This window comes from Nocardiopsis sp. FR4, from assembly GCF_009830945.1.
In the GTDB taxonomy this organism is placed as follows: Bacteria; Actinomycetota; Actinomycetes; order Streptosporangiales; family Streptosporangiaceae; genus Nocardiopsis.
This window is the reverse complement of the sequence record NZ_VWVV01000005.1, coordinates 98,631-125,090: the sequence shown is the minus strand read 5'-3', so window position 1 is coordinate 125,090 and position 26,460 is coordinate 98,631. Positions and strand designations below refer to the sequence as shown.

Sequence of the window (26,460 nt, the reverse complement as noted above, 5' to 3'; positions counted from 1 at the left end):
CCGGGGCGGTCGGTCCCGGAGGGGGCGGCTCAGAAGTCGAAGTCGTCCACGTTGTCGGCGTCGAAGATCTGCGGCGGGCCGAGCACGATCTCACCCTCGGTCTCGAAGGTGAACTCGCCCAGGCGCCCGGCGGTGAAGGTCTCGCCCTCGGCGCCGGTGATCTGCCCGGCCTTCAGCGCGGCGCCGGTGTACCCGGCCAGGTAGCCCAGGTCGAGCGGGTTCCACAGGGCGAACTGCTCGACGGTGCCGTCCTTGACGAACTCGCGCATCTGGTTGGGGGTTCCCAGGCCGGTGACGGCGACCTCGCCCTTGTACTCGGAGTCGCTGACGTAGCGGGCCGCGGCGGCGATGCCCACGGTGGTCGGCGAGACCACGCCGTCTAGGTCGGGGTAGGACTGCATGAGGCCCTGCATCTCCTGGAAGGACTCCAGGTCGTCGTCGTTGCCGTAGACGGTGTCGACCAGCTCCAGGTCGGCGTACTCCTCCTCCTGGAGCACCTCCTCCATGGCCGCGATCCAGGCGTTCTGGTTGGTGGCGTTGGGGGTGGCCGACAGGACCGCGAAGGTGCCCTCTCCGCCGAGCTGCTCGGAGATCATCTCCACCAGGGTGCGGCCGACGAGCTCGGTCGTGGACTGGTTGACGAACACGTCGGTGCAGTTGGCGTTGGAGTCGTAGCCCACGATGGCCGCGCCGTTGTCGCGGGCCTCGTTGAGCGCCGGGCACACCGCGTCGGGGTCGTTGGCGGCGATGACGATGACGTCGCTGCCCGCCTGGCTGGCGGCGTTGATGTACTCCACCTGGGAGTCGGCCGTGGCCTCGGTGCCGCCGCGCTCGGTGGCGGTGCCGCCGACTTCCTCGACCGCCTCGGTGCCGCCCTCGTTGACGATGTCGAAGAAGGGGTTGTTGAGCTGCTTGGGCAGGAAGTCGATCTTCAGGCCCTCGGGGATCTCCGCGTTGGGGTCGGCGGTCCCGGTGCGCTCGGTGGTGTTCTCCTCCTGGGCGTCGTCGATGGTGGTGCCGCCGCAGGCGGCGGTCATCAGCACGGCGAAGGCCGAGGCGGCCAGGAACAGGTGGCGTGGACGGGGCTGGGTCATGAGGTCTCTCCCTTGGTGGAGGCGGACGCGGACGTTGTTGACGCGTGCGCCGGGGGCGGGTTCGGGGCGGGCGCGCGCCTGGCGCGCAGGCGGGCCGCGAGGTTGGGCGCGACGACGGAGGCGATGAGGATGAGGCCGGTGACGACCTGGAGCACCTCGCTGCCGATGCCGAAGAGCTGGAGCGCGTTGCGGATGGCGCCGAGCAGCAGCACTCCGCTCAGCACGCCGAGGACCGACCCGACGCCGCCGAAGATGGACACCCCGCCCAGCAGGACGGCGGCCACGACCTGCAGTTCCAGGCCGAAGGCGGTGTCGGCGCGCGAGGTGCCGTACTGCAGGGTCCAGAAGACCCCGGCGCCGGCGGCGACCACGCCGCTGAGCGTGAACAGCCAGAACTTGGTCCAGCGCACCGACACCCCGGCGAAGCGGGCGGCCTCGTCGTTGTTGCCGATGTCGAACAGGGACCGGCCCGCGGCGGTGGCGTGCAGCACCACCCCGAAGAGCACGGCCAGGACCAGGACGGCCACGGCGATCCACGGCACTCCCGGCAGGCCCAGGAAGTTCTCCCGGGCACCGCTGACCCAGGAGCTGGGGTAGCTGGCCACGGCCCGGTCGCCCAGGAGCACGTAGGCCAGGCCCCGGTACAGGGCCATGGTGCCGATGGTGACCGCCAGGGAGGGCAGGCCGCACACGGTGACCAGGACGCCGTTGAACGCGCCCAGGAGCGCGCCCACCCCCAGGCAGATCCACAGGGCGGTCTCGATGGGCACCCCGGACTCCCACAGTACGCCCAGGGTGGCGCTGGTCAGGGCCAGGGTACTGGCCACCGACAGGTCGATCTCGCCGGTGATGACGATGAGCGTCATCGGCAGGGCCATCAGGGCGATGGCGGCCACGCTCAGCAGCATGAAGTCGATGTTGCGCGCGGTGGCGAACATGTCCACGAACAGGCTCGCGCCCAGCAGGGTGACCACGAGCGCGGCCACGACCGGGGTCTCCCGGCCCGAGAGCAGGGACCGCAGGCGGGCGGGCCCCGTGCGCCGCTCCCCCGCCGGTTCCCGTTCGGGGGCCCGGTCCGGGGCGGGCGCGGTGACGGTGCGTTCAGGCGCCACGGGCACCTCCTCCTCGAAGCTTGCGCGCGGTGCGCAGCGCCAGCAGCCGGTCCAGGCCGATGGCGGCCAGGATGAGCGCGCCCACCACGGCCTGCTGCCAGAACTGGTTGATCTGCCAGATGGGCAGGGCGGCGGTGATGGTGGTGAGCAGGACCGCGCCCAGCGCGGCCCCGTAGACGGTACCCACGCCGCCCGCGATGGCCACGCCGCCGACCACGGCCGCGGCCACGACCTGGAGTTCCATGCCGGTGCCCACGGTGGAGTCGACGGTGCCGTAGCGGGCGGCGAACAGGACCCCGGCCAGCCCGGCCAGGGCGCCGTTGACGGTGAAGGCCACCATGACGCGGCGCGCGGCGGGGATGCCCGACAGGCGGGCGGCGTCGGCGTTGGAGCCGATGGCGTACAGCTCACGGCCCGAGCGGTAGCGGGCCAGGTAGAAGCCGACCACGGCGACCACGGCGATGGCGATCGCGGCGGGCAGCGGCACGCCCAGGACGCTGATCCGGCCCAGCGCCAGGAATGCGGCGGGCATGTCGTGCGCGTTGACCTGGCCGCCCCCGGCCCACCAGTGGTTGAGGCCGCGGTAGGCGTACAGGGTGCCCAGGGTGACCACCAGGGAGGGGACCTGCACGCTGGTGACCAGCAGGCCGTTGGCCAGCCCGCAGACCAGGCCGATGCCGATCCCGGCGAGCATCGCCACGGGTACGGGCAGGCCGGGGAGGGTCACGAAGAGCAGGCCCGTGCCGAAGGCGGACAGGCCCATGACCGAGCCGACCGACAGGTCGACGTTCTTGGTGATGAGCACCATGGCCTGTCCCACGGCCAGGACCGCCAGGACGGTTGCGCCCAGGAACAGGTCGCGTACGCCCTGGCTGGACAGGAAGCCGGGGTTGTGCAGCCAGGTGGCCGCGATGAGCAGGACCACGGCCAGGAGCACGCCGAGTTCGCGGAACTGGGGTCGGCGGCGGGCGGTGCGCCCGTCGGCCCGGGGCGGCGCCCCGGCGGTGGAGGTGTCGGTGGTGTTCGTCATGCGGCCTCGCTCGGTCGCTGTCCGGTGGCCGCGTACATGACCGACTCCTCGTCGGCCTCGGCGCGGTCGAGTTCGGCGGTGATACGGCCCTCGTGCATGACCAGGACCCGGTCGGCCATCCCCAGGACCTCGGGCAGTTCGCTGGAGACCATGACGATGGCCAGCCCCCTGCCCGCCAGGGTGGAGAGCAGGCGGTGCACCTCGGCCTTGGTGCCCACGTCGATGCCGCGGGTGGGCTCGTCGACGAAGAGCACGCGGGGTTCGGTGGACAGCCACTTGGCCAGGACGACCTTCTGCTGGTTGCCGCCCGAGAGCGTGGACACCGAGTCCGCCAGGTCGCCGAACTTGAGGTTGAGCCGCTCGCCCCACTCCCGGGCGAAGGCTCGTTCGGCGCCGGGGCGCAGCAGGCCGAGGCGGCTGAGCGGCCAGCGGCGGGTGGCGGTGGCGTTGCGCTCGATGGAGGACTCCATGACCAGGCCCTGCTGGCGGCGGTCCTCGGGGACCAGGGCGATCCCGGCGGCCATGGAGGCCTTCGGCTTGCCCGGGGCCAGGCGCTTCCCCGCCAGGCGCACCGATCCGGCGTCGTAGCGGTCCACGCCGAACACGGCGCGGATGACCTCGCTGCGCCCGGCGCCCACGAGTCCGGCCAGGGCGACGATCTCCCCGGCGCGCACGCTGAAGGACACGTCGGCGAACACGCCGTGGCGGGTCAGGCCCTCGACCTCCAGGACGGTCTCGCCGTGCTCGGCGTCCTCCTTGGGGTAGAGGCTGGTGACCTCGCGGCCGACCATGCGGCGCACCACGGTGTCCACGTCCAGGTCCGCGGTGGGGTCGCAGGAGACGAAGGCGCCGTCGCGCACGACCGTGATGCGGTCGCACAGCGAGAAGACCTCGTCGAAGCGGTGCGAGATGAACAGCAGCGCCGCGCCCCCGTCGCGCAGGGTGCGCGCGACGGTGAACAGGCGCTCGGCCTCCACACCGGACAGGGCGGCGGTGGGCTCGTCCATGACCAGGACCCGCGCCTGGCGGGTGAGGGCCTTGGCGATCTCCACCAGCTGCTGGTCGGCGATGGACAGCCCGCGCGCGGGGCGGTCGGGGTCCATGTCGACGCCCAGACGGGTGAAGACCTCCTCGGTCTCGCGGCGCATCCGCGCCCGGTCGATGGTGCGCAGCCGGGTGCGGGGCTGGCGGCCCACGAAGATGTTCTCGGCCACCGACAGGTCCGGGAAGAGCGTGGGTTCCTGGTAGATGACCGCGATGCCCGCGTTCTGGGCGTCCACGGGTGCGGCGAACTCGGTGGGACGTCCGTCCACGAGCACCTGCCCGCCGTCGGGCCTGTGCACCCCCGCTATGGTCTTGACCAGGGTGGACTTGCCCGCCCCGTTCTCGCCGACCAGTGCGTGGATCTCTCCGGAGTTCAGCGCCAGGGACAGCCCCCGCAGGGCCCTGACGCTTCCGAAGGACTTGGTGACGTCGACCAGTGCGAGGGGTGGGGGGACCTCTGCTGGGTCCACGTGCGCCCTCCTTCTTCGGTGCCGGTCCGGTAGCGGGCTACCCAACCGGCAAAAAACGTTTTAATATGATGGGGATGTTAAGTGCAGCACACCACCCCGTCAAGAGGCTCACTCGGAAACGACCAGGTATCGCCCTGGTAACGACGTCGCCATCCGCTCCGAACGCCCTCCGCGAGGACCCCTGAGCGCCCCGTGGAGGCCGCCGCCGACAGCCAGTCATTGACACGTTTCAATCCGAGTGTGAGCATGTGACCCCACACCGTGGGGGCCGTGTACACGCCGCCGGGGAGGCGTCCGGGTCAGTACGATGCCTCGCGTCCCCCTCCGTACACGCACGGGAGAAACCCCTTGTCCACCAGGTCCCGATCCGCCCGCCGCGCCGTGGGCATCACCGAGGTCGCCCGGCACGCCGGGGTCTCCCCCGGCACCGTGTCCAACGTGCTCAACCGCCCCGAGCGCGTGGCCGAGGCCACCCGGCTGCGGGTGGAGGCGGCCATCGCCGAGCTGGACTACGTGCGCAACTCCTCCGGTAGCAGCCTGCGCTCGGGGCGCAGCGAGTCCGTGGGGCTGCTGGTGCTGGACGTGACCAACCCCTTCTTCACCGAGGTCGCGCGCGGCGTGGAGGACGAGGCCGCCGCCTCGGGGCTGGCCGTCGTGCTGCTCAACTCCGCCGAGGCCCGCCAGCGCCAGCGGCGCAACGTGCGCCTGCTCGCCGAGCAGCGCGCGGCGGGTGCGGTGGTGATGCCGGTGGACGACGACCTGTCCGACCTGCTGTGGCTGAGCCGCCAGGGCACCTCCTGGGTGGCCCTGGACCGGGGGGACGTGGCCGAGGACGTGGGGTGCAGCGTCAGCGTGGACAACCACGAGGGCGGCCGGGCGGCCGGGCGGCACCTGATCGGCCTGGGGCACGAGCGGGTCACGTTCCTGACCGGGCCGTTCGCCATCGAGCAGGTGCGGCGGCGCCACGAGGGCCTGCGCGCCGCCTTCGAGGAGGCCGGGCTGGACCCGGAGGGGGCGGTGCGGGTGGTCGAGCAGCCGCTGCTCAACCCCGAGCAGGGCGAGCGGGCCGTGGACGCGGTCCTGGCCGGGGGGCCGCGGCAGCGGCCGCAGGCGGTGTTCTGCGCCAACGACCAGCTGGCGCTGGGCCTGATGAAGGGCCTGGGCCAGCGGGGGCTGCGCGTGCCCGAGGACGTGTCGGTGGTGGGCTACGACAACCTGGACTTCGCCGACCTGGTGCACCCGGGACTGACCACCGTGGCCCAGCCCAAGTACGAGCTGGGGCGGGAGGCCATGCGCCTGCTCGACTCGGAGCTGAACGACCCGCAGCACGTCCACGAGCGGGTGCTGTTCACCCCGGAGCTGGTCGTGCGGGGGTCCACGGCGGTCTACCGGGCCTGACCGGATGGGAGGAGACCCCTGTTCCACGGCGTGGAACAGGGGTCTTGTGCTTTGCGGGGGCGGGGGTTACCGGGGGACGGACACCGACCGGACGAGGTGGGCCCACTCTTGGGCGGAGAAGGCCAGCGTGCCCGTGCCGGGGTTCTGTGAGTCACGGACCAGGGTGTTCGCGCCCTCGCTCACCTCGACGCAGTTCGACCCCGAGGAGGAGTAAGACGACTTGTGGAACTCCTGTTTACTCATTGGAGCTTCTCCAATACCATTCGCGACTGACCAGCGGGCAGAGCGGCGCCAAGCGCCTGCTTCACCAGACCCTGCAACCGGGTGTAACCAGCAGAATCTTCGTAGATCACGTTACCGTCCACATGATCCGAGGAGACTACAGCCTCACCGTTTTCCATATGAAACACCAGCAACATGGAGACTGTGCCCCACAAAAGCGAGCCCTGAGGAACCAGGTTAAGTCGTACCTTCCCTGCATCAATCATGCCTAGAAGGTGACGAACCTGCTCTTTGCGCACAGCTTCGGGAGCGAACGCCAGTGCGGTTTCAGGGAACACTGCGACGATGCGCGGATCGTTCATTTTTCGAAGCTGCTCGTACCGACGGCAACGTAGCGCAACCAGGCGATCCAGCTCTTTCGGCGGATCTCCCATGAGACCGTCTTCGAACACGAGCCGCGCGTAGCCAGGCGATTGCAGAAGTCCCGGGATCAGGTGAGGAGAAACCAGCTCGATCGTACGAGCCATCTCTTCGAGTCGCCCCAGGTCGCGCATGTACGCGGGGATGCCTTGACTCTCACGGTCATCCGACCACGCCCGCAACAAGCGGCCACGCGCAGAGGTTGCTTCGTCCAGAAGTTGGACATTATCCCGCTTTGGTGTCGAAATACCCCCTTCCCAGCGGCAAACAGAAGCTGAGGACGTACCCGCACGCGCAGCAAGCTGCCGCTGAGTCAGGCCCGCCAACTCGCGCGCTTTGAGTAGTTGTTCCGGAAACCGTGCTTCACTCATGTTCCAAAATTACTCAGCCTGTTACGCGCAGCACCATAACTTTCCCGAGACAGCACTGTTACTAGCGCAGCAACGCCGGATCGCATGAGCCTGGAAACATGCAGAACCGAACGAAGCAGAACTCGGACATGTTCTCGGCGGCCATCGCCGCCTTCCAGAACCAGCGCGGCCTGACTTTCACCGTCGAGTGGCGCCGCTTCCCCTGGACCCAGGGTCCCGACGTCGAGCGCGCCCTGGTCGGTCCCTCCTACCTGGGCGACGTCGCCATCGGCCTCAAGGACAACTGGTCCTGGAGCTACCAGGACCAGCACGGAACCTGGAAGTTCGTGCGGCGCGACCGACTCGAACTCCTCATCGAGGCCGTCATCCAGGACCGGGCGGGATCCCGGCCGCCGCTACCGAGCCGCTCCGCGCACAAGAAGTCCTCCGAACCCGCGTGAGATCTGAGAGACAAAAGCCGCGAAATCGGCGCATGGCAACACACCCGCCCCACTCCACCACTCAGGCCGCGATTACAGAACGCCAGTTTTCCACCACTTCAACCCAAAAATCCCGATGGTGGAAAACACTCGCGCACTTCCCCGCATGTCTTCTGGCCGGACATGGAAACGCCCCGGCGGGCGCTAACAACGCCCCCAGGGCACGGCCAGCACATCTCCACAAACCCAGAAAAGAGACACCGACATGGCCATTGTGCCGCAGACCGCCACCCCCACCCACCCGGGACGGCGCTGGAACCCCCGCCTCTACGACGGCGACCTGGCCCACACCGCACGCTTCCGAGCCGACCTGCGCACCGACCTCTCCGTGCTGCCCGACCTCAGCCCGGACCTGCTGTCCAACATCGAACTCTGCGGTACCGAGATGCTGGCCAACGCCGTGGAGCACACCCGCTCCGGCCAGGAGGGCGGCCGGGTCATCCGGGCACTCTCCGCCTCCTCTGTTCCGGGCAGCGCAACGACCCTGCGTCTGTCCGTCATCGACGACGGCCTGACCGACGACCACGCCCCCACCCCGGGCATCCCGGCCCAGCGCACCGGCCGGGAATGGCAGGAGGCCGAGAACGGCCGCGGTCTGCTGCTCCTGCACCACCTCGCCACCGCATGGGGTACCCGACCCGTGGTCGACTTCCCGTTCTGCGCGGGTCTGGGCACGGTCGTCTGGGCCGAGTTCACCCACCCCTCCCCCACCGGGGCGGCCCGATGAGCACCGAGTCGACCACCCGCATCCGTGAGGTCCTCAACGCGCCCCGGAGCCAGCGCTTCGTCCGCCCCGGCACACCCACCGGCACCAGCCGAACCCGCGAACAAATTCTCCTCGCCCAGATGCGCGACAACCCGCGCGTCGCCTACCGCCTGGAGCACGGCGAACTTCCGCCCTGGATGTACATCCACGCAGCACGCATCACCGAGTCCTCCCGCCAGAGGGAAACGGAGACGCCGCCGGTCCCGCGTCCGCGCCCGGCACCCGACGACACCCCGCGGCACCCTCTCCCCCGGCGCCCGCGCCGCCACCGCAAACCACGCCACCGCCTCGGCTGGACCCTGACCAGCTACACGCTCGCCGCCCTGGCGGGCGCGTTCGCCCACCACCTCGGCACAATCGCCCTGTAGCCCCCACCGACGATCGCGCCAGACCGGAGCCCGGTGCGACCGTGCTTCCCACGTCTGCTCACCTCACCCGCATCAACTGGCTGACAACCTTAGGGTTCGAGCCGAGACAACCGGCCACCGTGGTCTGAGAGGACCCGGAAAAGCGGCTCGACAACCCCCTGTGGAGCCGCGTTCGCCGCGAAGGCAACCCTATCGCGCGATGTTCTAAAATACGGAGCATCACTTGATGACCTGATCAGCACAGACGTCCGAGGGGATCCTCCTCAGGTCAACGGAACCGAAATAAGACCACTCCACCGCATAGAGACCGACGCCAGCAAGACCGTCAGAGTTTCATATTACCCTACAGAGAAAACATCTTTTACAACTTCACCTTTAGAGATTCAGAGAAAATATTTGCCCGGCCGGCATGCGCATCAATAAACCTTGACTTTATATGGCCAGCCCCCCAAACAGCTTCGGCTTCAAGTCCAACGCACTCACTTGGACCCGCCGAGATCCTTCGCTTTCCAGGTTCTACTATATTACATTCCGACTTCCTCACCGGACTCTGCCAGAAGAATTTTGGAATATCAGGAATTATTTCCACCGGCAATTGGCGAATCGGCTCACCCCACCCACCAGAACTGTAGGCAGCCTTCTCAACGGCAACGGTGAACAGGGGTTGACCGGAAGGGGTCCCGGAATCTTCGAGTTGAGCGTCTCCACGATAGAAAGAAACGTAAGGGAACTTCGCCAGCATCAGCGAAAATGCCTGCTTCCCTTCTCCGGCAGGGAATTTAAATAGAGCCCCCGGAGTGAAGTCAACTTTCACGTCACAGCCTCACACTACAGCGTACTCGCAGAAAATTCGAACGCATCTCACTAGAGCAAACCCCAGGCTCGCCTAGCCGCATTCATGTACGTCGACCTGCGGGGCGAGTCGTCAGCGATTCCACGAATAGCATTGCCAGAATTACCCCCAGCGGCTTGGGCGCCACCGAAGAAGCCAATCAAGCTTTACCCCCTTCCTCGGATTATCTGATATGCAGTATCGCTATGCCGCTGACTACGGGGCAACGTTGCACCAACAGACCTATCTAGCGCCGCAGGACCGTAACCCCCAGAACTCATGTGGTGGCTTCTATCCCGGCTAACTACGATACTGATTGGATCTCCACTTCCACTCGTGCGCCCTGTGCAAACATCACCAGTCATTGGATTTGTTTTCGTGTAAGTAACATACTTATCTCCGCCACAGTTGTGGTTAAGAGCTCATCTCATTTGGTGAGTCTGCGGTAGCAGATCAGCGTGCAGGCGATACCAGCGAAAGCGAGGAAGTGGTCGGCTTTGCGTTCGTACCTGCGGTGCAGGCGTCGGCATCCGGTCAGCCAGGCCATGGTGCGCTCGACCTGCCACCGGTATCGCCCCAACCGCTTGGAGGACTCCACGCCCTTGCGGGCCAGGCGGTGCACGATCCCGCGTTCGCGCAGCCATCGACGCAGGTGGGCGTAGTCATAGCCCTTGTCGCCGTGCAGCTTGGCAGGCTTGCGCCTGCGGGGTCCACGGCGGGACCGGATCGGAGGGATCCCCCGCACCAGGGGTTGGAGGGCTTGGCTGTCGTGGGTGTTGGCTCCCGAGATCGCCACCGACAGGGGCAGACCGGCCCGGTCGGTGATCAGGTGGATCTTCAACCCTTTCTTGCCCCGATCGACAGGATTCGGACCTGTCAGCTCCCCCCTTTGAGGGCGCGCATGTTGACTGAGTCGATCGCGCACCGCGACCAGTCCAGCTCACCGCGGGCGCCGAGCTCGTCCAGCACCAAGCGGTGCAGCTTGACCCAGACCCGGGCCCGGGTCCACTCGGTGAAGCGGCGGTGCGCAGTAGGCCCTGAGGGTCCGAACACCGGCGGGAGCTGGGCCCAGGTGCAGCCGGTGGTGGTCACGAAGATGATCGCGGCCAGGACCTGGCGGTCGCCGTGTCTGCGTCGGCCGCCGCCCTGGGGGCGGGTGGGTGCCTCGGGCACCACCTGTTGGAACAGTTCCCACAGCTCGTCCGGCACCAGCCGTTCCACCATCGACACGCGACCAGGTTACCGAGAACCCAAATGAGATGAGCTCTTACACCCCACGTGAGCTGCTCCGGACCAACCAACTCCTTCCCGCTCCCGTTCAGGAACACCTGTCCCAGGAAGAGGGAGAGGAGTGATGCCCCCGATCACGATCGCTTCGATCGCCGAAAGACAGGGCGAGCACAGAGCCGCACGGGAACTGGTCACCCGTGTCGCCGTGTAGTACACCGGAACGTGGATCAGGGCCGAACAGCCCTTCTGCTTGAAAGATTCAAAGAAAGTGAGCAACTTTCATTACGCGAATCTTTCAATTATATATTGACGGCCATCCTGGGGAAACTTTTCAATATGCTCCAGGGCGCAATTGCCAAGAACCTTGGCAGCCGCACTGCTTAAAATAGTCCTCACTCCGCGAGGGGAGTCCATCAAGGATATTCCACACTCCTTATCATGCAAGTCAATCCGAACTTCACCCAACCCAACAATGGAGAGGAAGCCTGAAAGCACCCGCTTCATTCTACGTACATCGAGTTCGACATCACCAACAACATGCTGCCCGGACTCGCCCTCGAAGCACTCAAAGAGTGACTCTACAAAGGCCTTAAAATTTTCGATATCAAGATCTAGAATGACAGCCGGCCTCGGCTTCGCTATCCAGCCTTCCCCTTGGCCTTTAAAATTAATTTCTGCCCGCACCTCCCCTGCTCCCGAATCTGAAACTTGCTCCATGGCGGCTACCGTTTCATAGAAATCCTCCGCAGAGCAACCCGTCGCGATGAACACCTCGTTTCTTGAGTTTGATTCAACAAACCCAAGAATACAGAGCATCAAGGACTGTATCTCACGGCCGCCCGCATCGATTCTATACAGGCGAGCCCCTCCTTTACCTCTTCCTTCTATTGAAAGCATCGAGATCATCCCGGTAGGCCGTCATTGAAATTTCACTTGCTTGAATAACTGTAATACCGCGCTCCTGGTCATGCCATCCCCTTCCGCCATTTCTCATTTCAGCACCATCGGACCTACCCGCATAACCGTCAAGATAATCAGCCAACTCGTCTTCCTGCATACCCAAATCGTGATTCCTCGGCTTCCCAGACTTAATTTCTCGATCCAATTCATCCTGGATGTGAAGAACACCCTGGTATGCGGCATCAGAGCATCCCTCCATCCCTCCCACGTTGTGGTTGAGCAGACCCAGCGAACCGGCAGTCGCGTGAAATGTGTGGACGCCCTGGACGGTCAGGTTATGGACTGTCGCGGCCTGGGTCCAGGACTGGACCGCAGAGACCTGCACCCAGGTGCCCGCTGAGGTCTGCAGCCACGTCCCAGGGGTCAGGTCGATCGCATCGATCCACAACTGCAGGTCGGGGACCCAGAACGGGTGTCCGTCGGTCGCGATGACCACATCCCCCGCAGTTACCGGACCAAAAATCTCCGACTGCTCCGCCCGGTCACTCTGAGCTTCGGCCCCAGTGGCCTCACCGAGAGCTTCACGCTCGGTGGTCGGGTCCACGGTGATCTCTACCAGCGTCTTGGTGCCCGAGCCGACGATCGTGGCCAGCACCCTCCGAGCCGTTCGCTCACCGGTCTCCGGGTCAGTGGCCAACACCCGCTCGCCGACCTCGACCTCTTCGATGGGTTTGGTCGACCCATCGGCCATCATCACCCGGGTACCGGGTATGAAACTGTTGTCGAGCGGACAGGAAAGGTTGTCGACCTTACGGTTGGACCTGACCAGACCTCGGACTCCGTCGATGAGGTCGCCGCCGAGATCAGCAATCTTACGGCCTAGCTCTGCGGCCTTGCCCCATCTCAGGCCGTACTTGACAGCGATCTTGCCGGCCAGGCCGCCCACGAACATGGAGGCGACGTTGAGAGCGGTCTCGCCGCAGGCTCCCAGGTCGCCCGTGGTGAAGCACTCCAGGCCAGCCGTGATGCCCAGCTCGTCAGCGACCAGCTTCGCCAGACCGGTCGCGGCGGCGATCAGCTTCCGCTTGGCCTCTTCCTTCTCTTTCTGGGCTTCCAGGTAGGCCCGCGACTGCTGCTGGCTCTGATACGTGGTTCCGCCAGCAGAACCACCACCGGAACTGCCGCGGGAAACTGACGATCTCCCCCCAGAACCCCATGTCCGTCCCTTGGGGCGATCGTCATCGGGAGCAGAGCCGTATCTGATGTACTCGTTACGGCTGTAGTCATACATCCCCTTGCCGCCGCCGGGAACATTGACATTGACCGCATAGCCCCCCGGGCCGCAGATGTCGATGCACAGGATGCTCAAACCGTCGGGGTCGGTGAAAGTCACCGGGTTGTTGTTGGAGTAGACGTAACCGTGCATCTGCTGGTGATCGGTCACGTCCATAACCGGGTCCACCGAGATGAACCGGCCCAGCCCCGAGTCGTAGGCACGCGCTCCCAGCTGGGTCAACCCGGTGGAGGCATCGATCGTGCCGTTCACGAACCCGCGTTCGGAGGGCCACTGCCCCTGGTCACCGCGAGCGGTGCCGAACGCCGTCATGTACCGGCGGGTCTCCTCACCCGTACGGGCGTTGACCGCGACCTGGCCGGTGCCGTGGCGGTCGGAGTGGATCCAGGACAGGGTGCCGTCGTTCTCACGGACCGCCACGGTCTCACCCGCGAAGGAGTAGAACCGGGTGGCCTCCTTGACCAGGCTCTGCTTGTCCAGGCGCAACTCCATACCCGGCAGGTACAGGGTGGAGGAGTCCGGAGCGTGCCGGATCAGGCGCTGTCCGTCGGCGTCGTAGACGTAGGAGGTGGCGGACCCGTCCTCCTCGGTCACCCGGGACAGGTTGCCCTCGGCGTCCCACTCCAGGTCCTGGTCGCGGGCGGCGGTGGTGCGGCCGGTCATGTTGCCGGCCTCGTCGTAGGAGTACTCCTCCAGTCGGTCACCGGCGGGACCGGTCTGCTCGACCTTGGTCAGCGCCTGGGGACGCAGTCCGGCCGCATCACCGTGGGTGTAGGTACGGGTGACATCTCCCGTGGGACCGTGCTGGACCTCGGTGGTGCGGTTGCCCAGGGTGTCGTAGGCGTAGGAGTGCCAGTACGGGGCCGCCCCGCCCAGGGCGTCGGCCGACGGCGCCGCCTCACACGCCTGCTCACCGGTGGCGTCCGGGGTCCACACGTCGGTCATCCGGCGCATGTGGTCGTAGGCGAAGCACTGCACGTCCGCCTGGAGGTGGTCGGCGGTGGGCTCGTCACGCAGGTTCAGGACGTTGCCCGCGTCGTCGTAGGCGTAGTGCTGGTGTACCAGGGACCCTGTGACCCCGCGCTCGGGGACCAGGCTGGTCTCGGACATACGCCCGGTGGCCTTGTCGTATTTGCGCGTCAGGTGGGTGGCGTGGGCGCTGGAGTCACCGATGTCCATCGTGCGCTGGGTGATCTGGCCCAGCTTGTTGTAGACGGTCTCCGTGACATAGCCAGTGAAACCCGACATCTGGGTGGGCATGCCCAGCTCGTTGTAGAAGTGGGTCACGGACTCCCGGCCCAGACCGCCCGCGGCGGGCAGCGTCTGGGACTGCACGGAGCCGTCCCGGTTGTAGGCGGTGGTGAACCGGTACCGGCCCGCGAGCCCCGGCTCACTGGAGGGAATGAGGACCTCGGTGGCCAGGGGCCGGTAGAACTGGTCGTAGGTCACCACCCGCGAGGTGTAGGCACTGCCGTTGACGTATCGGGTAGCCGAGGTCAGACGGCCCTTGGCGAGGGTGTCGTAGACCCAGCTCGCGCGGAGGGGGCCCTCAGGGGAATCGTCGTGCACCCCGACCTTGCGGCCGATGGCGTCGTAGGAGTAGGCGAGGGTCTCACCGCGGGCGTCGGTGCTGGTCACCAGCTGGTCCAGCTGGTTGTAGGTCATCGTGGTGGTGCCCGCGACGGGGTCCTCGGTCTGGACCAGGCGACCGCGCAGGTCGTAGGTGTAGGTCCAGGTGTTGCCCTCGGGGTCGGTGACCGTGGCCAGCTGGTCGTTCTTGGCGTAGGTGTAGGTGATGGCGTCGTAGTCGCCCTCGGGGGTGGCGCCGTGGTGGGTGCGCACCTCGGTCAGGCGGCCCTGAGCGTCACTGATGGAGGTGGTGGCCACGCCCCCGGCGGGCGGGGTGACCAGGTTGCGGTCGCCCTGGTGCTCGGTGCTGGTGCGCCAGCCCTCCTCGCCGAACGCCACGTGCAGCACGTCGGTGGTACGTCCGGCCCCGTCGTAGAGGGTCTCGGTCTGACGGGGAATGGAGGCGTCGTTGGCGACGACGAGCAGGGTGTCGCTCGGCTCGTCGGCGTTGAAGTAGGCCTCCCGCTCCTTGATCACCTGGCCGCGGGTGTCGTGGAAGGTGTCGGTGATCAGCCGTCCCCCGCCTGGGGCCGGGCTCTGGGACTGCCGGGGGCGCAGGAAGGCGTCGAAGATCTCGTAACCGGTGACGTACTCGGTCGAGGTGCGCAGGGTGTGCGTGACGATCGAGGTGGGCGCATCCTGGCGGATGTGGTACTCGAACTTCGCGGTGGGGGTGTCGGTTGCGGGGTTCCGGTCGGGAAGCCACACGTTGACGAGACGGCCCAGGGGGTCGTAGGCCATGTGCATCGTGCGGCCGTTGGCGTCGGTCTCGGCCACGGGCATACCGCGCGCCGGATCCACGACCGTGGTCGTGGTGTGTCCGACCGGGTTGGTCTCGGTGACCGACTCCGGCAGTCCGCTGGAGGTTTGGGTGTAGTCGGTGGTGGTCACTCCGCCGTTGGCGTCGGTCTCGGCGACGGTGTTGCCGAAGGCGTCGAACTCGGCTTCCTGCACCTTCTGGTAGACGGGCTGGCCACCGGAGTAGGAGTCGAGTTTCTCGGTGCGGGTGGGCAGGCCCCGGGTCGGCGCGGCGCCGTGTCCGCGGCCGTCGTAGAGGACCAGTTCGTCGGTGACGACGTCCTCGGGCCGGTCGGGGGTCTGCCCGCAGTCCACGGCGAGGGTCTCGGTCCGGGAGATCAGGTTGAGGATCCAGGCGCTGGTGTTGCTGACGTGGGTGGTGTGGATGCACTTCTCGTCACCGGACACATCGACGTCGCCGTGGTCGCGCGTGCGTGTGATGACCCCGTCGTCGTTGAGGGTGTGGTCCACTCGGACCTGGCGCCAGGTGCCGTCGGCCACACGGGTGAAGCTGTTCACCTGCTTGGTCCGGACCATGTGCGCGGTCTGGCTGCCCCAGGGGTGCTTGACCTCGGCGGTCTTGCGCAGCCACGGGGTGGAGATCTCGCGGGAGAGTTCCTCGCCGCCCTCCCCGTTGCGCGTGATGACCTCGAGGAGGGTTCCGTTGAGTTCCTTGTGGTCGGTGTGCTCGACTCCGCGTGAGTCGGTGACCGAGACGCTCCTGGTTCCGGTGGGCTGCTTGTCTCCGTCCATGCCCTGGAAGTACAGGTACTCGGTCTCGGTGCGCTCCTCGCTGGGGTGACCGGTGCGGACGATGACCCGGTCGTAACCGCGCCAGTCGGCCCAGGTGCGGTACTTGTCCTTGACCATGCCGTCGGCCTCGGTGTAGCGCCAGGCCGGGGTGCCCACGTAGTCGTAGCTGGTGGTGAGCGTGGGCTGGTCGGTGACGAGATCGAGTTCGTTGACCTCGGTGACCACGTACTTGTGGAACCAGTCGGTCAGCTCCACCCCGCCCTCGGGGGTCCACTTGACCGGGTAGCAGCGTTTGGTGTTGCTGTGCGGCTGCGGGGTCTTGCCCGGTTCGCACTCGGGCTGGGAGTAGGTGATGTCGAGCTGGGCGCCGGACTCGGTCTTGACCTCGGTGATGCGCCAGCGCAGCATCGGCGCGATGTCGTCGGTGGGCGAGTCGACCCGGTTGGGCATCTGGGTACCGCCGAAGGTGACCTTGGGCAGTGTCTCGGTTCCTCCGACGTGGCCGGTGTGCTCGATGGAGTTCAGCCACAGGGTCGGCCCCGTCCCGTCTCCGGACTCGGGGAAGGAGTGGTCGAAGGCCCAGGTGTCGACCTTGGCGTACGCGCCGTCCTGGCGGATCTGGGTGGTGACGGCGTCGAGCTTCTTGGTGGACCAGAAGGTCGGCGAGTGTCGGCCGGCGCAGGAGGCACCGGCCTTGCAGTCCTGGTCCAGGGGCACGTCGGGCCAGTGCTTGGCGTTGGTCGAGGTGCGCTTCTCGGGGGCGCAGTCGAAGGAGTCGGTGGTCAGGCACCGCTCGGAGGTGGAGAAGACCACCCGTGCCGGGGCGGTGGCGTAGACGTCGTCGCTGCGCAGGCCGTACTCGATGCGCTTGACGTTGGCCGCACGCACGTAGGGGGTGGCGGTGTTGGTGAGGTTGCGGCCGTAGTGGTTGGTCTCGGCGTCGTAGTAGAACGTCATGACGTTGCCGTGCACGTCCACGACGTAGTCGAGGTTCCACTTGTAGGCCTGCTGGCACCAGGAGTCGGCGAAGGTGGCCTTGTAGCAGGGCTGGCCGGACTTGGCGGCGTAGACGGGCATGGTCTGCGCCGACTTGGTCTCGGGGTCGCCGCTGGACCAGCCGGGCAGGCGGTTGCGGCCGAAGAAGTACTGGGTGCCGTCGGGGGTGGTGACCTTCCAGTACTCACCGTTGTGGGCTCCGTTGGTGGCGCCGGTGAGGCGCTCGACCTTGGTGCCGTCGTCGTTGGACAGGCGGTAGGTGCCGTCGCTGTGTTTGATCAGCGCGCCGGAGTGCCCGCTCATCGACAAGGTGACGTTGTCGGTGTTCCAGCACATGTCCCCGGTCTGGTGGCCGGAGTCCGCACAGGCGGCGTAGCGGCGCTCGATCGATCCGGGGGCGTAGGCGAACCCGTCGCCGATCCAGGAGGTCTGGTTGTTGGAGGTGGCGACGCGTCCGTCCACCCCGCCGGAGGAGTAGCTCAGGCCGACCGCGGGGGCGAGTGCGCTGGGCGCGGGCGGGGCGGAGAGGTCGTAGGACCAGGAGAAGTCGCCGGACTGGGTGTTGACGTTCCAACTGGAGGAGGGGGAGAGTGTGGTGGCCTTGTAGTCGCCGTTGCCGCCGGAGGGGGCGGAGGTGACCGCGAACAGGGAGCCCTGGGCGGGTGCGGCGCCCACGACGGCGGTCAGGTTCTGCTCCTGGACGCTGTTGTCGAGGAGTTGGGGCGCGTCGAAGGCGACGGTGTCACCGTCCGCGCAGGAGTCCTCCAGGACACAGGGGTCGAGTTCCACCACGTGCAGCCGGGAGGCGTAGTCACCGCCGAAGGAGGCGGCGAACTCGGAGTAGTCGACCTCCATCCGAACCGGAGCGAGGGTGGGCGAGTCGTCGGTGCGGGTGACCTGTACCAGCAGACCGTTGACCCCGGCGGCCTCGGCGGCGGCGTGGTCCAGCACGTCCACCCGGACCGACTCGACCGGCTCGGGATCGGCGAAGGCGTCCACCTCCGGCGCGGGCTTCTCGGAGGTGACGGGCTCGCGGCGCATCTCGTCCCGGAGGGGAGCGGGGCTCCTCTCGGGCGAAGGTTCGTGTTGCGGCACCTCCTCCGTGGCCGCAGGCGGTACCTCCGTCGCAGCTTCGGCGTCGGCTTCGGTTTCCCCGTCGGGCGCGGACTCCTCCTGCTCGGCGTTCTCCTCCCCCGGTCCGTCCTTCTCTTCGGGGATCTCCGGTGCCCACTCCTGCCAGTGCTCGGGCACCTCCCACCCCTGCAGGTCCTCGTCCGTGACGGGGGTGACTGTAACCGGGGACTCCTCCTGAGTCTCCAGGGCCCGGACCTGCCCGCCGTCCAGAGAAACCTCATTGGAGGCGGCCTCAGGCCACTCGGCCTCCTCGGGCTCGGTGAGGGCGGCCCGGGCGACCTCGCCCTTTCCGCCCATGGCCGGGGAGAGCAGGTCCTGCCCTTCCACGGACGAGTAGTCCTGCGTCTCGGGCCGGGGGTTGTAGGCGTTGGCGGACGCCGGAAGCGTGTTCAGCAGTCCGGCCGCCAGTACGAGGGTCAGGGAGTAGGTGAGGCCTCGACGAAGGAGTCCGGGACGGGCGGGGGTGTCACTGCGCGGGGTCACAGTCGTCCTCCTGTTCCCCGTCCGTGCGGACGGGGAACGCGGTTACGGGGCGGAGTGGGGGAAAGTTGGGCGGCGGGCTCAGCGCTGGGCGGTGGGAAACTCCCCGTCGCGGGCGTTGAAGATTCCGTGATCGTTGAGTACGCCCTGGTAGGCGTGGACGTCGTCGATGTCGCCGGTCCAGTGGTAGGTGTTGGAGCCCGCGTGCTGGGCGCTGCCGATCCGGAAGGGACCGTCGGCGTGCCAGGCGTGGTCCACGCTGACCCGTGACTCCTCGAAACCGTTGACGTAGAGCACCAGCTCACCGCTGGTGTGGTCGTAGACCCCGGCGAGGTGGGTCCACTCCCCCAGTTGGGCGGCCGTGGTGGAGTAGGCGTAGGTCCATCCGGTCGAACCCGAGGTGGGCTCGTCGTCGTGGGGGGCCATCTTGAACACCCACGCGCTCCGGGACCCCTGGTAGCCCAGGTGGAAGCCGCTCTGGTGGGTGCCGGCCTGGCTGGTGGCGGTGGTGTTGACACCCGCACCGGTCTCGTCCAGGCGCACCCAGGCCGCGACACTGAAGCTGCGGTCGGTGCGCAGGGCCGGGCCGGGGGCCTCGACGTACTCGCTGTCGCCGTTCAACCGCACACCGGGTGAGGCGGTGATGCCGTTCTCGGCGGTGTTCCACGCGGTGAGGGGGTCGCCGTGCAGGGTGGCGTCCAAGCCGTGGTCGGTTGCGTCCTCCACGAGCGTGCCGTCCCACTCGTCGAGCATCCACCGGCCCTCGGCGGCGACCGGGCGGTTGGCCAGGCGCCACACCTCGGAGGCGGTCTCGGTGTCGGACACGGTCTCGTTCAGGACGAGGCGGTTCCAGACCTGGACGTCGTCGATCGCGCCGGGCCAGTAGTAGTTGCCCGCGCCCTGGAAGAGGGCGCGCCCGACCGTGAGGGGGCCCTGGGCGTTCCACGGTCCCGGGTGGGTGGCGGTTCCCTGTTCGACCCCGTCGACGTAGAGCTTGATCTCGCCGCTCTGCTCGTCGTGGGTGCCCAGCAGGTGGGTCCACACCCCGACCTCGGCGGGTTGGGGAGAGGTGACCACGGCCCACTCACGGGAACCGTCCCAGTACTCGTCCTCGGGTGACATCTTGAACACCCACTGGCCGGTGTTGCCCTGGTAGCCCAGGTGGAAGGCGCTCTGCTCGGTGCCCTCCTGGGCGACGGCGGTGTGGTGGGCGTAGGCGCGGTCGAGCTTGACCCAGGCCGAGACGGAGAAGGTGCCGGAGGTGTCCACCGCGGAGTGGTCGGCGGTGATCTCGTCGTAGGGGCCGGGGTCACCGTCGGTGTAGCCGCTGGTGTGGACGGCGGTGCCCTCCAGGCGCGGGGTGGGGTTGGTGTCGGGGTTGGCGGTGGCGCCGATTCGACCGCGGACCCACTCCACGCCGTCGGAGAGGGTGGCTCCCTGGTCGGGGTTGGCGGTGTCGGCGGCACGGTTCCCCTCGCCCTCGTCGAAGGTGAAATGCGCCACGGGGTCGCTGGGCGGGGCGACGAGGAAGGAGTAGGCCAGGACGCAGTCGGAGGAGTTGCCGAAGGCGTCGACGGTGCGCGCGTAGATCCAGTTGGGGCCGCCCAGGCGCGGGGTGAGGGTGAGTGTCACCGATCCGCCCGGTTGCGCTGGTGTGGCCTCATGGACGCAGGAGTCGTCGTTGAGGGCGTAGAAGTACTTCTGGGCTCCCTCGACCCCGTTGTTGGAGAAGGTAAACTCGCCGGGCCGGCCGGGTGAACCGTGGAACTCGTCCCCGGCGGGATAGTCGGCGGAGGTGACCTCGGGCCCCTGTGCGGGCCGTGAGGTGCTGACCATGAGGTAGCAGTAGCCGGACCAGCCCGACCAGGAGGTGCCGTCGTGGGCGTTGGCCCGGTAGCCGATCAGGACGTCCTCGGGTAGGGCGGCCGAGCGCACCGACTGGTAGGAGCCCGAGGACCACACGGCCACGTTGGTGGCGGAGGTGTCCACGTAGCCGACACGGGTGCCGTCGACCCACCAGCCGAAACGGGTCTTGACCTTCTGCCGGTTGGCGGAGGTGGAGTCGCGGTCGCGGACGTAGGCGGTGAAGGTGGGCCGGGCCTCGTTGATCAGGCGCGGATTGTTCGGGTCGGTGGAGCAGGTGCCGCCGTGGGATTCCGAGAGCTTGGTGGGGGTCTCGGGCGGGTTGTTGTAGTCGACCTGCAGGGTGGGATTGGAAGCGAAGCGCCGCCAGTCCCAGTTGCTGGAGGACTTGGTCTCGTTGCCGCGCAGGCCCACGGTGGTGGTGGCGTGTCCCGCGTCCCGGCTCCACACGTACCCGGTGGTGGCGTTGAACTCCACCGTCGGGGAGGCGCCGCCGGGGCAGTTGGCGCGTCCGGCGTTGATGGTGCGGGTGTCCAGCTTGGTGTTCCAGAACGCCGTGGTGTTCTGTTTGCTCCAGGTGGTGGAGGACGTGATGGCGTCGGTGCGCCACAGCTGCACCTGGGCGTTGGTGCACCCGTAGGCGTGGGTGACCTTGGCGCGGAACGTGGCCCGGATGATGTCGGCGCTCTTGGTGCGCGAGTCGACGCTGAACCGCCAGAAGGCGCGCTTGGTGCTGCCCTCATTGGGCTCGTAGCCGACCCCGGGCTCATGGGAGGTGGGGTAGTTCCAGTAGGACTGGCTCGGGTAGTTGGCGTTGACGTAGGTGCGCCCCACCCGGCTGACCGCAACGGAGGGGTCGATGTAGACGGGGTACTCGGTCTCGGCGTCGTCGAGCATGTCCGCGTCGGGGACCAGGCGGATGCTCTCGGGGGCGAGGTCCACGTCGAGCAGTTCGGTGCGCGCGCCCATGGGGGCCATCAGCGTGGGGTCCTCACCGGTCTCCTCGGCACCGGCCGAGTCCCACATGGCCGGGGCCACCGCGGTGAAGACGCTCTCGAGGCCCTTCTCCCCCAGGGCCTCCAGGGTTCCGTTGTCGCTCAGGCGCATGGTCACGCCCGTGGTGGACAGGGGCATCTCCAGCTCCACCAGGCCGGGGTGCCGTGCGGCCTCGGGGGTGTGCACCACCAGGACCTGCCCGAAGCCGTCCACACCGGCGGTCAGGACCAGGTCCACGTCCGGCAGGACGTTGGCGTAGGTGGCTTGCGGGCCGTCGACGGTGGGAGCGGGCAGGTCCTCGGGCCAGCCCAGGCCCACGGAGTTGGAGCCGATGCCGACGCTGGCCAGGTCACGGTCCCCGCCGCCGGAGAAGGCGATGTCGGCGACGGCCGCCTTGGGCCGCAGCGTGCCGTCGGAGGCCACGGTCAGGTCCGTGTCGACCGGCGTCCAGCCCTCGTCCGTCCGCACCCTGACGGGCAGGGCGGACTGCTCCATGGTGAAGCTGCCGTCGGGGTTGGCCAGGTGCCGGGTGGTCTCAGTGGTGGCCGCGGTGATCTCGACGGGTTCGCCCGTCTCCTGGGCCAGCACCAGGGCCGTGTGCTCGTTGACGGTGCCGTCGGTCTGGGCGCCTGAGCCGGGCTCGGGCTCCTCCTCGGCGAGGGCGGGTGCGGACAGGGCGGACAGCAGGAGCACCGGCGCCAGCAGGGCGGCGACGCGTGCCCGAGCACGGCGGAGCATGGCAGGGCTCTTTCACCCAGGGTGGGGGATCACCTGTTGGAGGTCCGTGCCATCCAGACACGGCCGGTGGTTGTCCTGGGACGAGAGGTGAAGTTAGCAGGCGCAGGGAAACACCCCAAGAGTGACTCACTTCACATCACAAAGCATGTGCGTTTGCAACATGGGCAAACATCAGCCCATCTGGAATAAAGACCCACTCTGGCCACATATGGCCAAAATTTTCACGTTTGGCGCTGACATGCCTACTAGCAGTACGAACACCCCGTGTGGCCAAGAAGTACGCGATGGCTCCTCGCGGTCCCCTCACTCCCCTCCCCGAGGGGTGAGAACGCGTACCCGTGAACGAGGTGTTCGGCAGCCCTCCCCCAGAGGGCCGAACGACTTCCGTGACCGGGGTCCTGCGGGCGACCGCGTCAGATGAACATCTGCCCACGCCCGGAGAAACGTTGTGCGGGCACGCTCTGGGCTGCGGCGAGCGCGCGACACCGCTACCGCCCGGGATCTGTCTCAGGAGAGCACCGGGCGGGCGCTTCCCCCACCTCGCGGGCAGACCCAGCAGGCCACTCCCTCCACCACTTCCGCCACCGCGGGGTGGGCATGCCCCGGGCATCGCGGGAGAAGAGCACCGAAGCGGTGTTCCAGGACCTCGTCCTGGAACACGTCGGCGAGCATCGCCACCGCCTCGGCGTCCGGGAGGGAGTCCGGCAGCTGCACCGTGACGGAGGACCCGTCACCGCCGACGGACAGCACGGCGATCACCCCCGGCTCGGCGCCCTCCCCGGATTCCGCGTGCAGGGTCTCCTCCGGAGCGGCGGGGAAACCGTCGTGGAGGAGCAGCTGGTACACATCTCCCACTCTCCTGACGTCCAGTGAGAAACCGTCGGCCTCTCCCAGGCCCAGGAGAACGTGCTCAGCCCACCCCCGCACCGTCGCGGAACTACGGTTCATGTCCACTTCCTCGCGATCAGACCGGCTGTGCCGGGGACGCCAGACGAGTTCCCCCAACGGATCATCGCCTACGGCGACGGAGGGTTCACGGGGCCCGGTTCGTGTTCCAGCGCCGCCGTCGGCCCGCCCACCAGCAGGACGCTCGGCCGTCCCACCAACGCCCTCGCGATGTTCACCCGTTGGTGCTCGGAACCCGACAGCTGGTGCGAACGCCGGTGCTCCTTACACGAAGCCCGACCGCGGCCCAGGTCTCCAGGGCGGTGGCGCCCGCCCGGCGTGGAGAACGGCCGCGCATGTGCTCGGCGACCAGCGACTGCTCGACGGCTGTCAGGACTCCCAACAGGTTGGGCAGTTGGAATACGATCCCCACCTTCTGCAAGGGTCGCGGTCACCGCCAGCAGACCCGACTTGCCCGACACGGAGGTGCAGACCGCGGCGGCCAGCTCACCGGGGGATACCCGGACCGGCACACAGTCCAACGCGGTCACCCGCCCCACCCCGGCACACGAAGAAGCGAGTACCCCCTGCAGCGGGCGCTCACGTGCTGCCCACGGTGCGCGCGGACCTGGCGGCGGTGGCCGAACCGGCCCCACCCCGGCCCCGCCGGCCTTCCGGTTCCTCTGCACGCCTTCTCCGGAGAGGACGCCCCTCACGCCACGGCGGTGCTCATGCGGTCCTGGAAACGGGAGACCGCGGCCGGTTTCACTCTGGCGGGGGTACCCGGCGGGTACTTCTTGTGGCACGACCCCCTCCCGGCCTCCAGCCGAGCGCCGGAGACCAGGAGGGGGGCCGAAGGCCGCGCGTGCGGTCAGCCGTGCACGTTGGGGAACTCGCCCGTGTACACCCAGGAGACCGACCTGTCGGTGAGGACGCCCTGGTAGGCGTGGACGTCGTCGATGTCGCCGGTCCAGTGGCCGGTGTTGGAGCCTCCGTGCTGGGCGCTGCCGATCCGGAGCGGACCGTCGGCGTGCCAGGCGTGGCCCACACTGGCTCGGGACTCCTCGGAGCCGTTGACGTAGAGCACCAGCTCACCGGCGGCGTGGTCGTAGACCCCCGCCAGGTGGGTCCACTCCCCCAATCGGGCCGCCGTGGTGGAGTAGGCGTGGGCGTCTCCAGACGCCTCGGTGCCGTGCGCTTCGTCGTGGGAGGGCATCGTGAACACCCACTTGCCCTGGGAACCCTGGTAGCCCAACCGGAAACCGCTCCGGTGGGCACCGGCCTGACTGACGGCGTTAGCGTCGACACCGTCAGCCGCCCCGTCCAGACGCACCCAGGCCGCGACGCTGAAACTGCGGTCGGTACGCACGGCGGAGCCGGAGGCCTCGACGTACTCGCCCCCGCCGTTCAACCGCACACCGGGTGATGCGGTGACGCCGTTCTCCGCAGTGTTCCACGCGGTGAGGGGATCACCGTGCAGGGTGGCGTCCAAGCCGTGGTCGGTTGCGTCCTCCACTGAGGTGCCGTCCCACTCGTCGAGCATCCACCGGCCCTCGGCGGCCAGCGGGCGGTTGGCCAGGCGCCACACCTCGGAGGCGGTCTCGGTGTCGGACACGGTCTCGTCCAGGACGAGGCGGTCCCAGACCCGGACCTCGTCGATCGCACCGGACCAGTGGGAGTCGCCCGCGCCCTGGGCCAGGGCGCGCCCGACGGTCAGCGGCCCCTGGGCGTCCCAGGCTTCCGAATGTGTGGCACCGCCCTGCTCGACGCCGTCGACGTAGAGCGTGATCTCACCGGTCCGTTCGTCGTGGGTACCCAACAGGTGGGTCCACACCCCGGCCTCGGCGGGGGCGGTGGAGGCGACCGAGGTTCCCTCAGGGGAGCCGCCCCTGTGCCCCTCTCCCGGCGTCATCCTGAACACCCACCGGCCGGTGTCGCCCTGGTACCCCAGGTGGAAGGCGCTCTGTCCGGCGCCCTCCTGGGCGACCGCGACGTGGTCGGTGTGGGGACCGTCCAGCTTCACCCAGGCCGCGGCGGAGAAGGTGCCGGAGGTGTCCACGGCGGAGTCGTCGAGGGTGATCTCGTCGTAGGCTCCGGGATCACCGTCGATGCGGACCGCGGTCCCCTCCATGCGCGGGGAGGGGTTGGTGTTGGGGTTCTCGTTCGTGCCGACCCGGCCGCGGACCCACTCCACGCCCTCGGAGAGGGCGGCACCCTGTCCGGGGTTGGAGGGGTCGGCGGCACGGTTCCCCTGGCCCTCGTCGAAGGGGAGGTGGACCACCGGGTCGCTGGGTTCGGCGACGAGGAAGGAGTAGACGAGCACGCAGTCGGAGGAGTTACCGGAGGTGTCGACGGTGCGGGCGTAGATCCGGTTGGGGCCGCCCAGGCGCGGGGTGAGGGTGACCGTCACCGAGCCGTCCGGTTCCTCGGGGATGAGTTCGTGGACGCAGGAGCTGTCGTTGAGGGCGTAGAGGTAGCGCTCAACCTCCTCAGCCCCGTTGCTGGAGAAGGTGAACTCGCCAGGCTGGCCGGGGGAGCCGTGGAACTCGTCCCCGGCGGGGTAGTCGGCGGAGGTGACCTGGGGCGCCTCCACGGCGAGGGCGGGTGCGGGCAGGGCGGGCAACAGCAGTACCGGCGCCAGAAGGACGGCGCCGCGTACCCGGGCACGGCGGGGCATGGCAGGGCTTTCTAACCCAGGGTGGGGAATCACCTGTGGGGTCCGTGCCGTCGGGACACGGCCGGTGGTCGTCCTGGGATGCGAGGTGAAGCTAGCAGGCCCGGGAGAACACCTTCCAAGTGATCCACTTCACAACACAGAGCCCATGCGCGCACGGCATGCCCAAAAGCACATCCATGTGGAACCGTGAGCCATCCTGGCCACATATGGCCATAGCTTTCACGTTTAACCTTGCCGTGCGTTACCAGCGGTGCGGTGCGAGGAGCACGGCCCTGGGCCGCCGGGGACATCGCGCCCTCCTCCCCGGAACTCCCAAGAGTGGTGAGCCGCCTTCCCTGTCCGCGACCGCACCCCCGGCCATTCACAGGAAAAGCACAGGACGTATCGACTGGCCGCTGTTAGCGGAATGCGGAGATATCTGTCAACTTCTGCTTTGCCGCCCATGGGATTTCCCAGCACCGCCATGACTGCGCCAGCGGCC

At 67.8% G+C, this 26,460-nt stretch carries 17 protein-coding genes and 1 pseudogene; 4 read left to right on the top strand and 14 right to left on the bottom strand.

Translation table 11 applies throughout. The annotated features are described in order from the left end of the window. Nucleotides 1-29 precede the first annotated feature (29 nt). From rhaS to FYW95_RS08565, 4 genes are read right to left on the bottom strand one after another with little or no spacing between them, the layout of a single operon-like run. Nucleotides 30-1,094 (bottom strand): rhamnose ABC transporter substrate-binding protein, encoded by a 1,065-nt coding sequence (rhaS, locus tag FYW95_RS08580; RefSeq protein ID WP_159942827.1) that lies wholly within the window; start codon nucleotides 1,092-1,094, stop codon nucleotides 30-32. Continuing rightward, entirely contained in the window at nucleotides 1,091-2,212 is a 1,122-nt protein-coding gene (locus FYW95_RS08575) for an ABC transporter permease (protein ID WP_159942828.1), read from the bottom strand. The genes rhaS and FYW95_RS08575 overlap by 4 nt, the downstream gene beginning before the upstream one ends. Beyond that, nucleotides 2,196-3,236: an ABC transporter permease gene (locus tag FYW95_RS08570; RefSeq protein WP_159942829.1), complete on the bottom strand. Its 1,041-nt coding sequence runs from the start codon at nucleotides 3,234-3,236 to the stop codon at nucleotides 2,196-2,198. Before FYW95_RS08570 ends, FYW95_RS08575 begins: the two co-directional genes overlap by 17 nt. Next, nucleotides 3,233-4,750: a sugar ABC transporter ATP-binding protein gene (locus FYW95_RS08565; RefSeq protein WP_160050246.1), complete on the bottom strand. Its 1,518-nt coding sequence runs from the start codon at nucleotides 4,748-4,750 to the stop codon at nucleotides 3,233-3,235. The genes FYW95_RS08570 and FYW95_RS08565 overlap by 4 nt, the downstream gene beginning before the upstream one ends. 348 nt (nucleotides 4,751-5,098) lie before the next feature. Here FYW95_RS08565 and FYW95_RS08560 point away from each other — a divergent pair, with 348 nt between their 5' ends. Then, nucleotides 5,099-6,148: a LacI family DNA-binding transcriptional regulator gene (locus FYW95_RS08560; RefSeq protein WP_159942831.1), complete on the top strand. Its 1,050-nt coding sequence runs from the start codon at nucleotides 5,099-5,101 to the stop codon at nucleotides 6,146-6,148. 66 nt (nucleotides 6,149-6,214) lie between these two features. On the opposite strand, the gene FYW95_RS08555 is transcribed toward FYW95_RS08560, so the two are convergent. Beyond that, nucleotides 6,215-6,391 carry a DUF397 domain-containing protein gene (locus tag FYW95_RS08555; RefSeq protein ID WP_159942832.1) on the bottom strand — a complete coding sequence of 59 codons (177 nt, stop codon included), beginning with the start codon at nucleotides 6,389-6,391 and terminating at the stop codon, nucleotides 6,215-6,217. Further along, complete coding sequence (locus tag FYW95_RS08550) at nucleotides 6,388-7,161, bottom strand: helix-turn-helix domain-containing protein (RefSeq protein WP_159942833.1); 774 nt, start codon at nucleotides 7,159-7,161, stop codon at nucleotides 6,388-6,390. The genes FYW95_RS08555 and FYW95_RS08550 overlap by 4 nt, the downstream gene beginning before the upstream one ends. A 98-nt stretch (nucleotides 7,162-7,259) precedes the next feature. Here FYW95_RS08550 and FYW95_RS08545 point away from each other — a divergent pair, with 98 nt between their 5' ends. From FYW95_RS08545 to FYW95_RS08535, 3 genes are all read left to right on the top strand, one after another. Continuing rightward, nucleotides 7,260-7,601 carry a hypothetical protein gene (locus FYW95_RS08545; RefSeq protein ID WP_159942834.1) on the top strand — a complete coding sequence of 114 codons (342 nt, stop codon included), beginning with the start codon at nucleotides 7,260-7,262 and terminating at the stop codon, nucleotides 7,599-7,601. Between the two features lie 244 nt (nucleotides 7,602-7,845). Next, nucleotides 7,846-8,367, top strand: coding sequence for an ATP-binding protein (locus FYW95_RS08540; RefSeq protein WP_160050245.1), 522 nt, complete (start codon nucleotides 7,846-7,848; stop codon nucleotides 8,365-8,367). Further along, nucleotides 8,364-8,774, top strand: coding sequence for a hypothetical protein (locus FYW95_RS08535; RefSeq protein WP_160050244.1), 411 nt, complete (start codon nucleotides 8,364-8,366; stop codon nucleotides 8,772-8,774). The genes FYW95_RS08540 and FYW95_RS08535 overlap by 4 nt, the downstream gene beginning before the upstream one ends. A 361-nt stretch (nucleotides 8,775-9,135) precedes the next feature. Here the strand turns inward: FYW95_RS08535 and FYW95_RS08530 are convergent, their stop codons facing one another. From FYW95_RS08530 to FYW95_RS08495, 8 genes and pseudogenes are all read right to left on the bottom strand, one after another. Next, nucleotides 9,136-9,588, bottom strand: coding sequence for a hypothetical protein (locus FYW95_RS08530; RefSeq protein WP_160050243.1), 453 nt, complete (start codon nucleotides 9,586-9,588; stop codon nucleotides 9,136-9,138). A 445-nt stretch (nucleotides 9,589-10,033) separates the two neighbouring features. Continuing rightward, nucleotides 10,034-10,830 (bottom strand): IS5 family transposase gene (locus FYW95_RS08525; RefSeq protein ID WP_160050268.1). Its coding sequence is split into 2 segments (ribosomal slippage): nucleotides 10,034-10,488 and nucleotides 10,488-10,830, totalling 798 coding nucleotides; the frame shifts between segments, so codons are not numbered across the junction. Nucleotides 10,831-11,118: 288 nt separating this feature from the next. Next, nucleotides 11,119-11,742 carry a hypothetical protein gene (locus tag FYW95_RS08520; RefSeq protein WP_160050242.1) on the bottom strand — a complete coding sequence of 208 codons (624 nt, stop codon included), beginning with the start codon at nucleotides 11,740-11,742 and terminating at the stop codon, nucleotides 11,119-11,121. Further along, nucleotides 11,708-18,823, bottom strand: a complete 7,116-nt coding sequence (locus FYW95_RS08515) for an RHS repeat-associated core domain-containing protein (protein WP_160050241.1) — start codon at nucleotides 18,821-18,823, stop codon at nucleotides 11,708-11,710. Before FYW95_RS08515 ends, FYW95_RS08520 begins: the two co-directional genes overlap by 35 nt. 78 nt (nucleotides 18,824-18,901) lie before the next feature. Further along, nucleotides 18,902-22,417, bottom strand: coding sequence for a LamG-like jellyroll fold domain-containing protein (locus FYW95_RS08510; RefSeq protein WP_160050240.1), 3,516 nt, complete (start codon nucleotides 22,415-22,417; stop codon nucleotides 18,902-18,904). Between the two features lie 507 nt (nucleotides 22,418-22,924). Next, nucleotides 22,925-23,365 (bottom strand): hypothetical protein, encoded by a 441-nt coding sequence (locus tag FYW95_RS08505; protein WP_160050239.1) that lies wholly within the window; start codon nucleotides 23,363-23,365, stop codon nucleotides 22,925-22,927. Nucleotides 23,366-23,457: 92 nt separating this feature from the next. Next, nucleotides 23,458-23,895: pseudogene (locus FYW95_RS08500) on the bottom strand (ATP-binding cassette domain-containing protein); the annotation flags it as partial. Between the two features lie 278 nt (nucleotides 23,896-24,173). Beyond that, nucleotides 24,174-25,979 carry a LamG domain-containing protein gene (locus FYW95_RS08495; RefSeq protein ID WP_160050238.1) on the bottom strand — a complete coding sequence of 602 codons (1,806 nt, stop codon included), beginning with the start codon at nucleotides 25,977-25,979 and terminating at the stop codon, nucleotides 24,174-24,176. Nucleotides 25,980-26,460 lie beyond the last annotated feature (481 nt).

What these genes read in the sequence shown, in the direction of transcription:
- rhaS (WP_159942827.1), bottom strand. Translation starts at nt 1,094, where the DNA reads ATGACCCAGCCCCGTCCACGCCACCTGTTCCTGGCCGCCTCGGCCTTC.
- FYW95_RS08570 (WP_159942829.1), bottom strand. Translation starts at nt 3,236, where the DNA reads ATGACGAACACCACCGACACCTCCACCGCCGGGGCGCCGCCCCGGGCC.
- FYW95_RS08555 (WP_159942832.1), bottom strand. Translation starts at nt 6,391, where the DNA reads ATGAGTAAACAGGAGTTCCACAAGTCGTCTTACTCCTCCTCGGGGTCG.
- FYW95_RS08550 (WP_159942833.1), bottom strand. Translation starts at nt 7,161, where the DNA reads ATGAGTGAAGCACGGTTTCCGGAACAACTACTCAAAGCGCGCGAGTTG.
- FYW95_RS08545 (WP_159942834.1), top strand. Translation starts at nt 7,260, where the DNA reads ATGCAGAACCGAACGAAGCAGAACTCGGACATGTTCTCGGCGGCCATC.
- FYW95_RS08540 (WP_160050245.1), top strand. Translation starts at nt 7,846, where the DNA reads ATGGCCATTGTGCCGCAGACCGCCACCCCCACCCACCCGGGACGGCGC.
- FYW95_RS08535 (WP_160050244.1), top strand. Translation starts at nt 8,364, where the DNA reads ATGAGCACCGAGTCGACCACCCGCATCCGTGAGGTCCTCAACGCGCCC.
- FYW95_RS08520 (WP_160050242.1), bottom strand. Translation starts at nt 11,742, where the DNA reads ATGATCTCGATGCTTTCAATAGAAGGAAGAGGTAAAGGAGGGGCTCGC.
- FYW95_RS08510 (WP_160050240.1), bottom strand. Translation starts at nt 22,417, where the DNA reads ATGCTCCGCCGTGCTCGGGCACGCGTCGCCGCCCTGCTGGCGCCGGTG.
- FYW95_RS08505 (WP_160050239.1), bottom strand. Translation starts at nt 23,365, where the DNA reads ATGAACCGTAGTTCCGCGACGGTGCGGGGGTGGGCTGAGCACGTTCTC.
- FYW95_RS08495 (WP_160050238.1), bottom strand. Translation starts at nt 25,979, where the DNA reads ATGCCCCGCCGTGCCCGGGTACGCGGCGCCGTCCTTCTGGCGCCGGTA.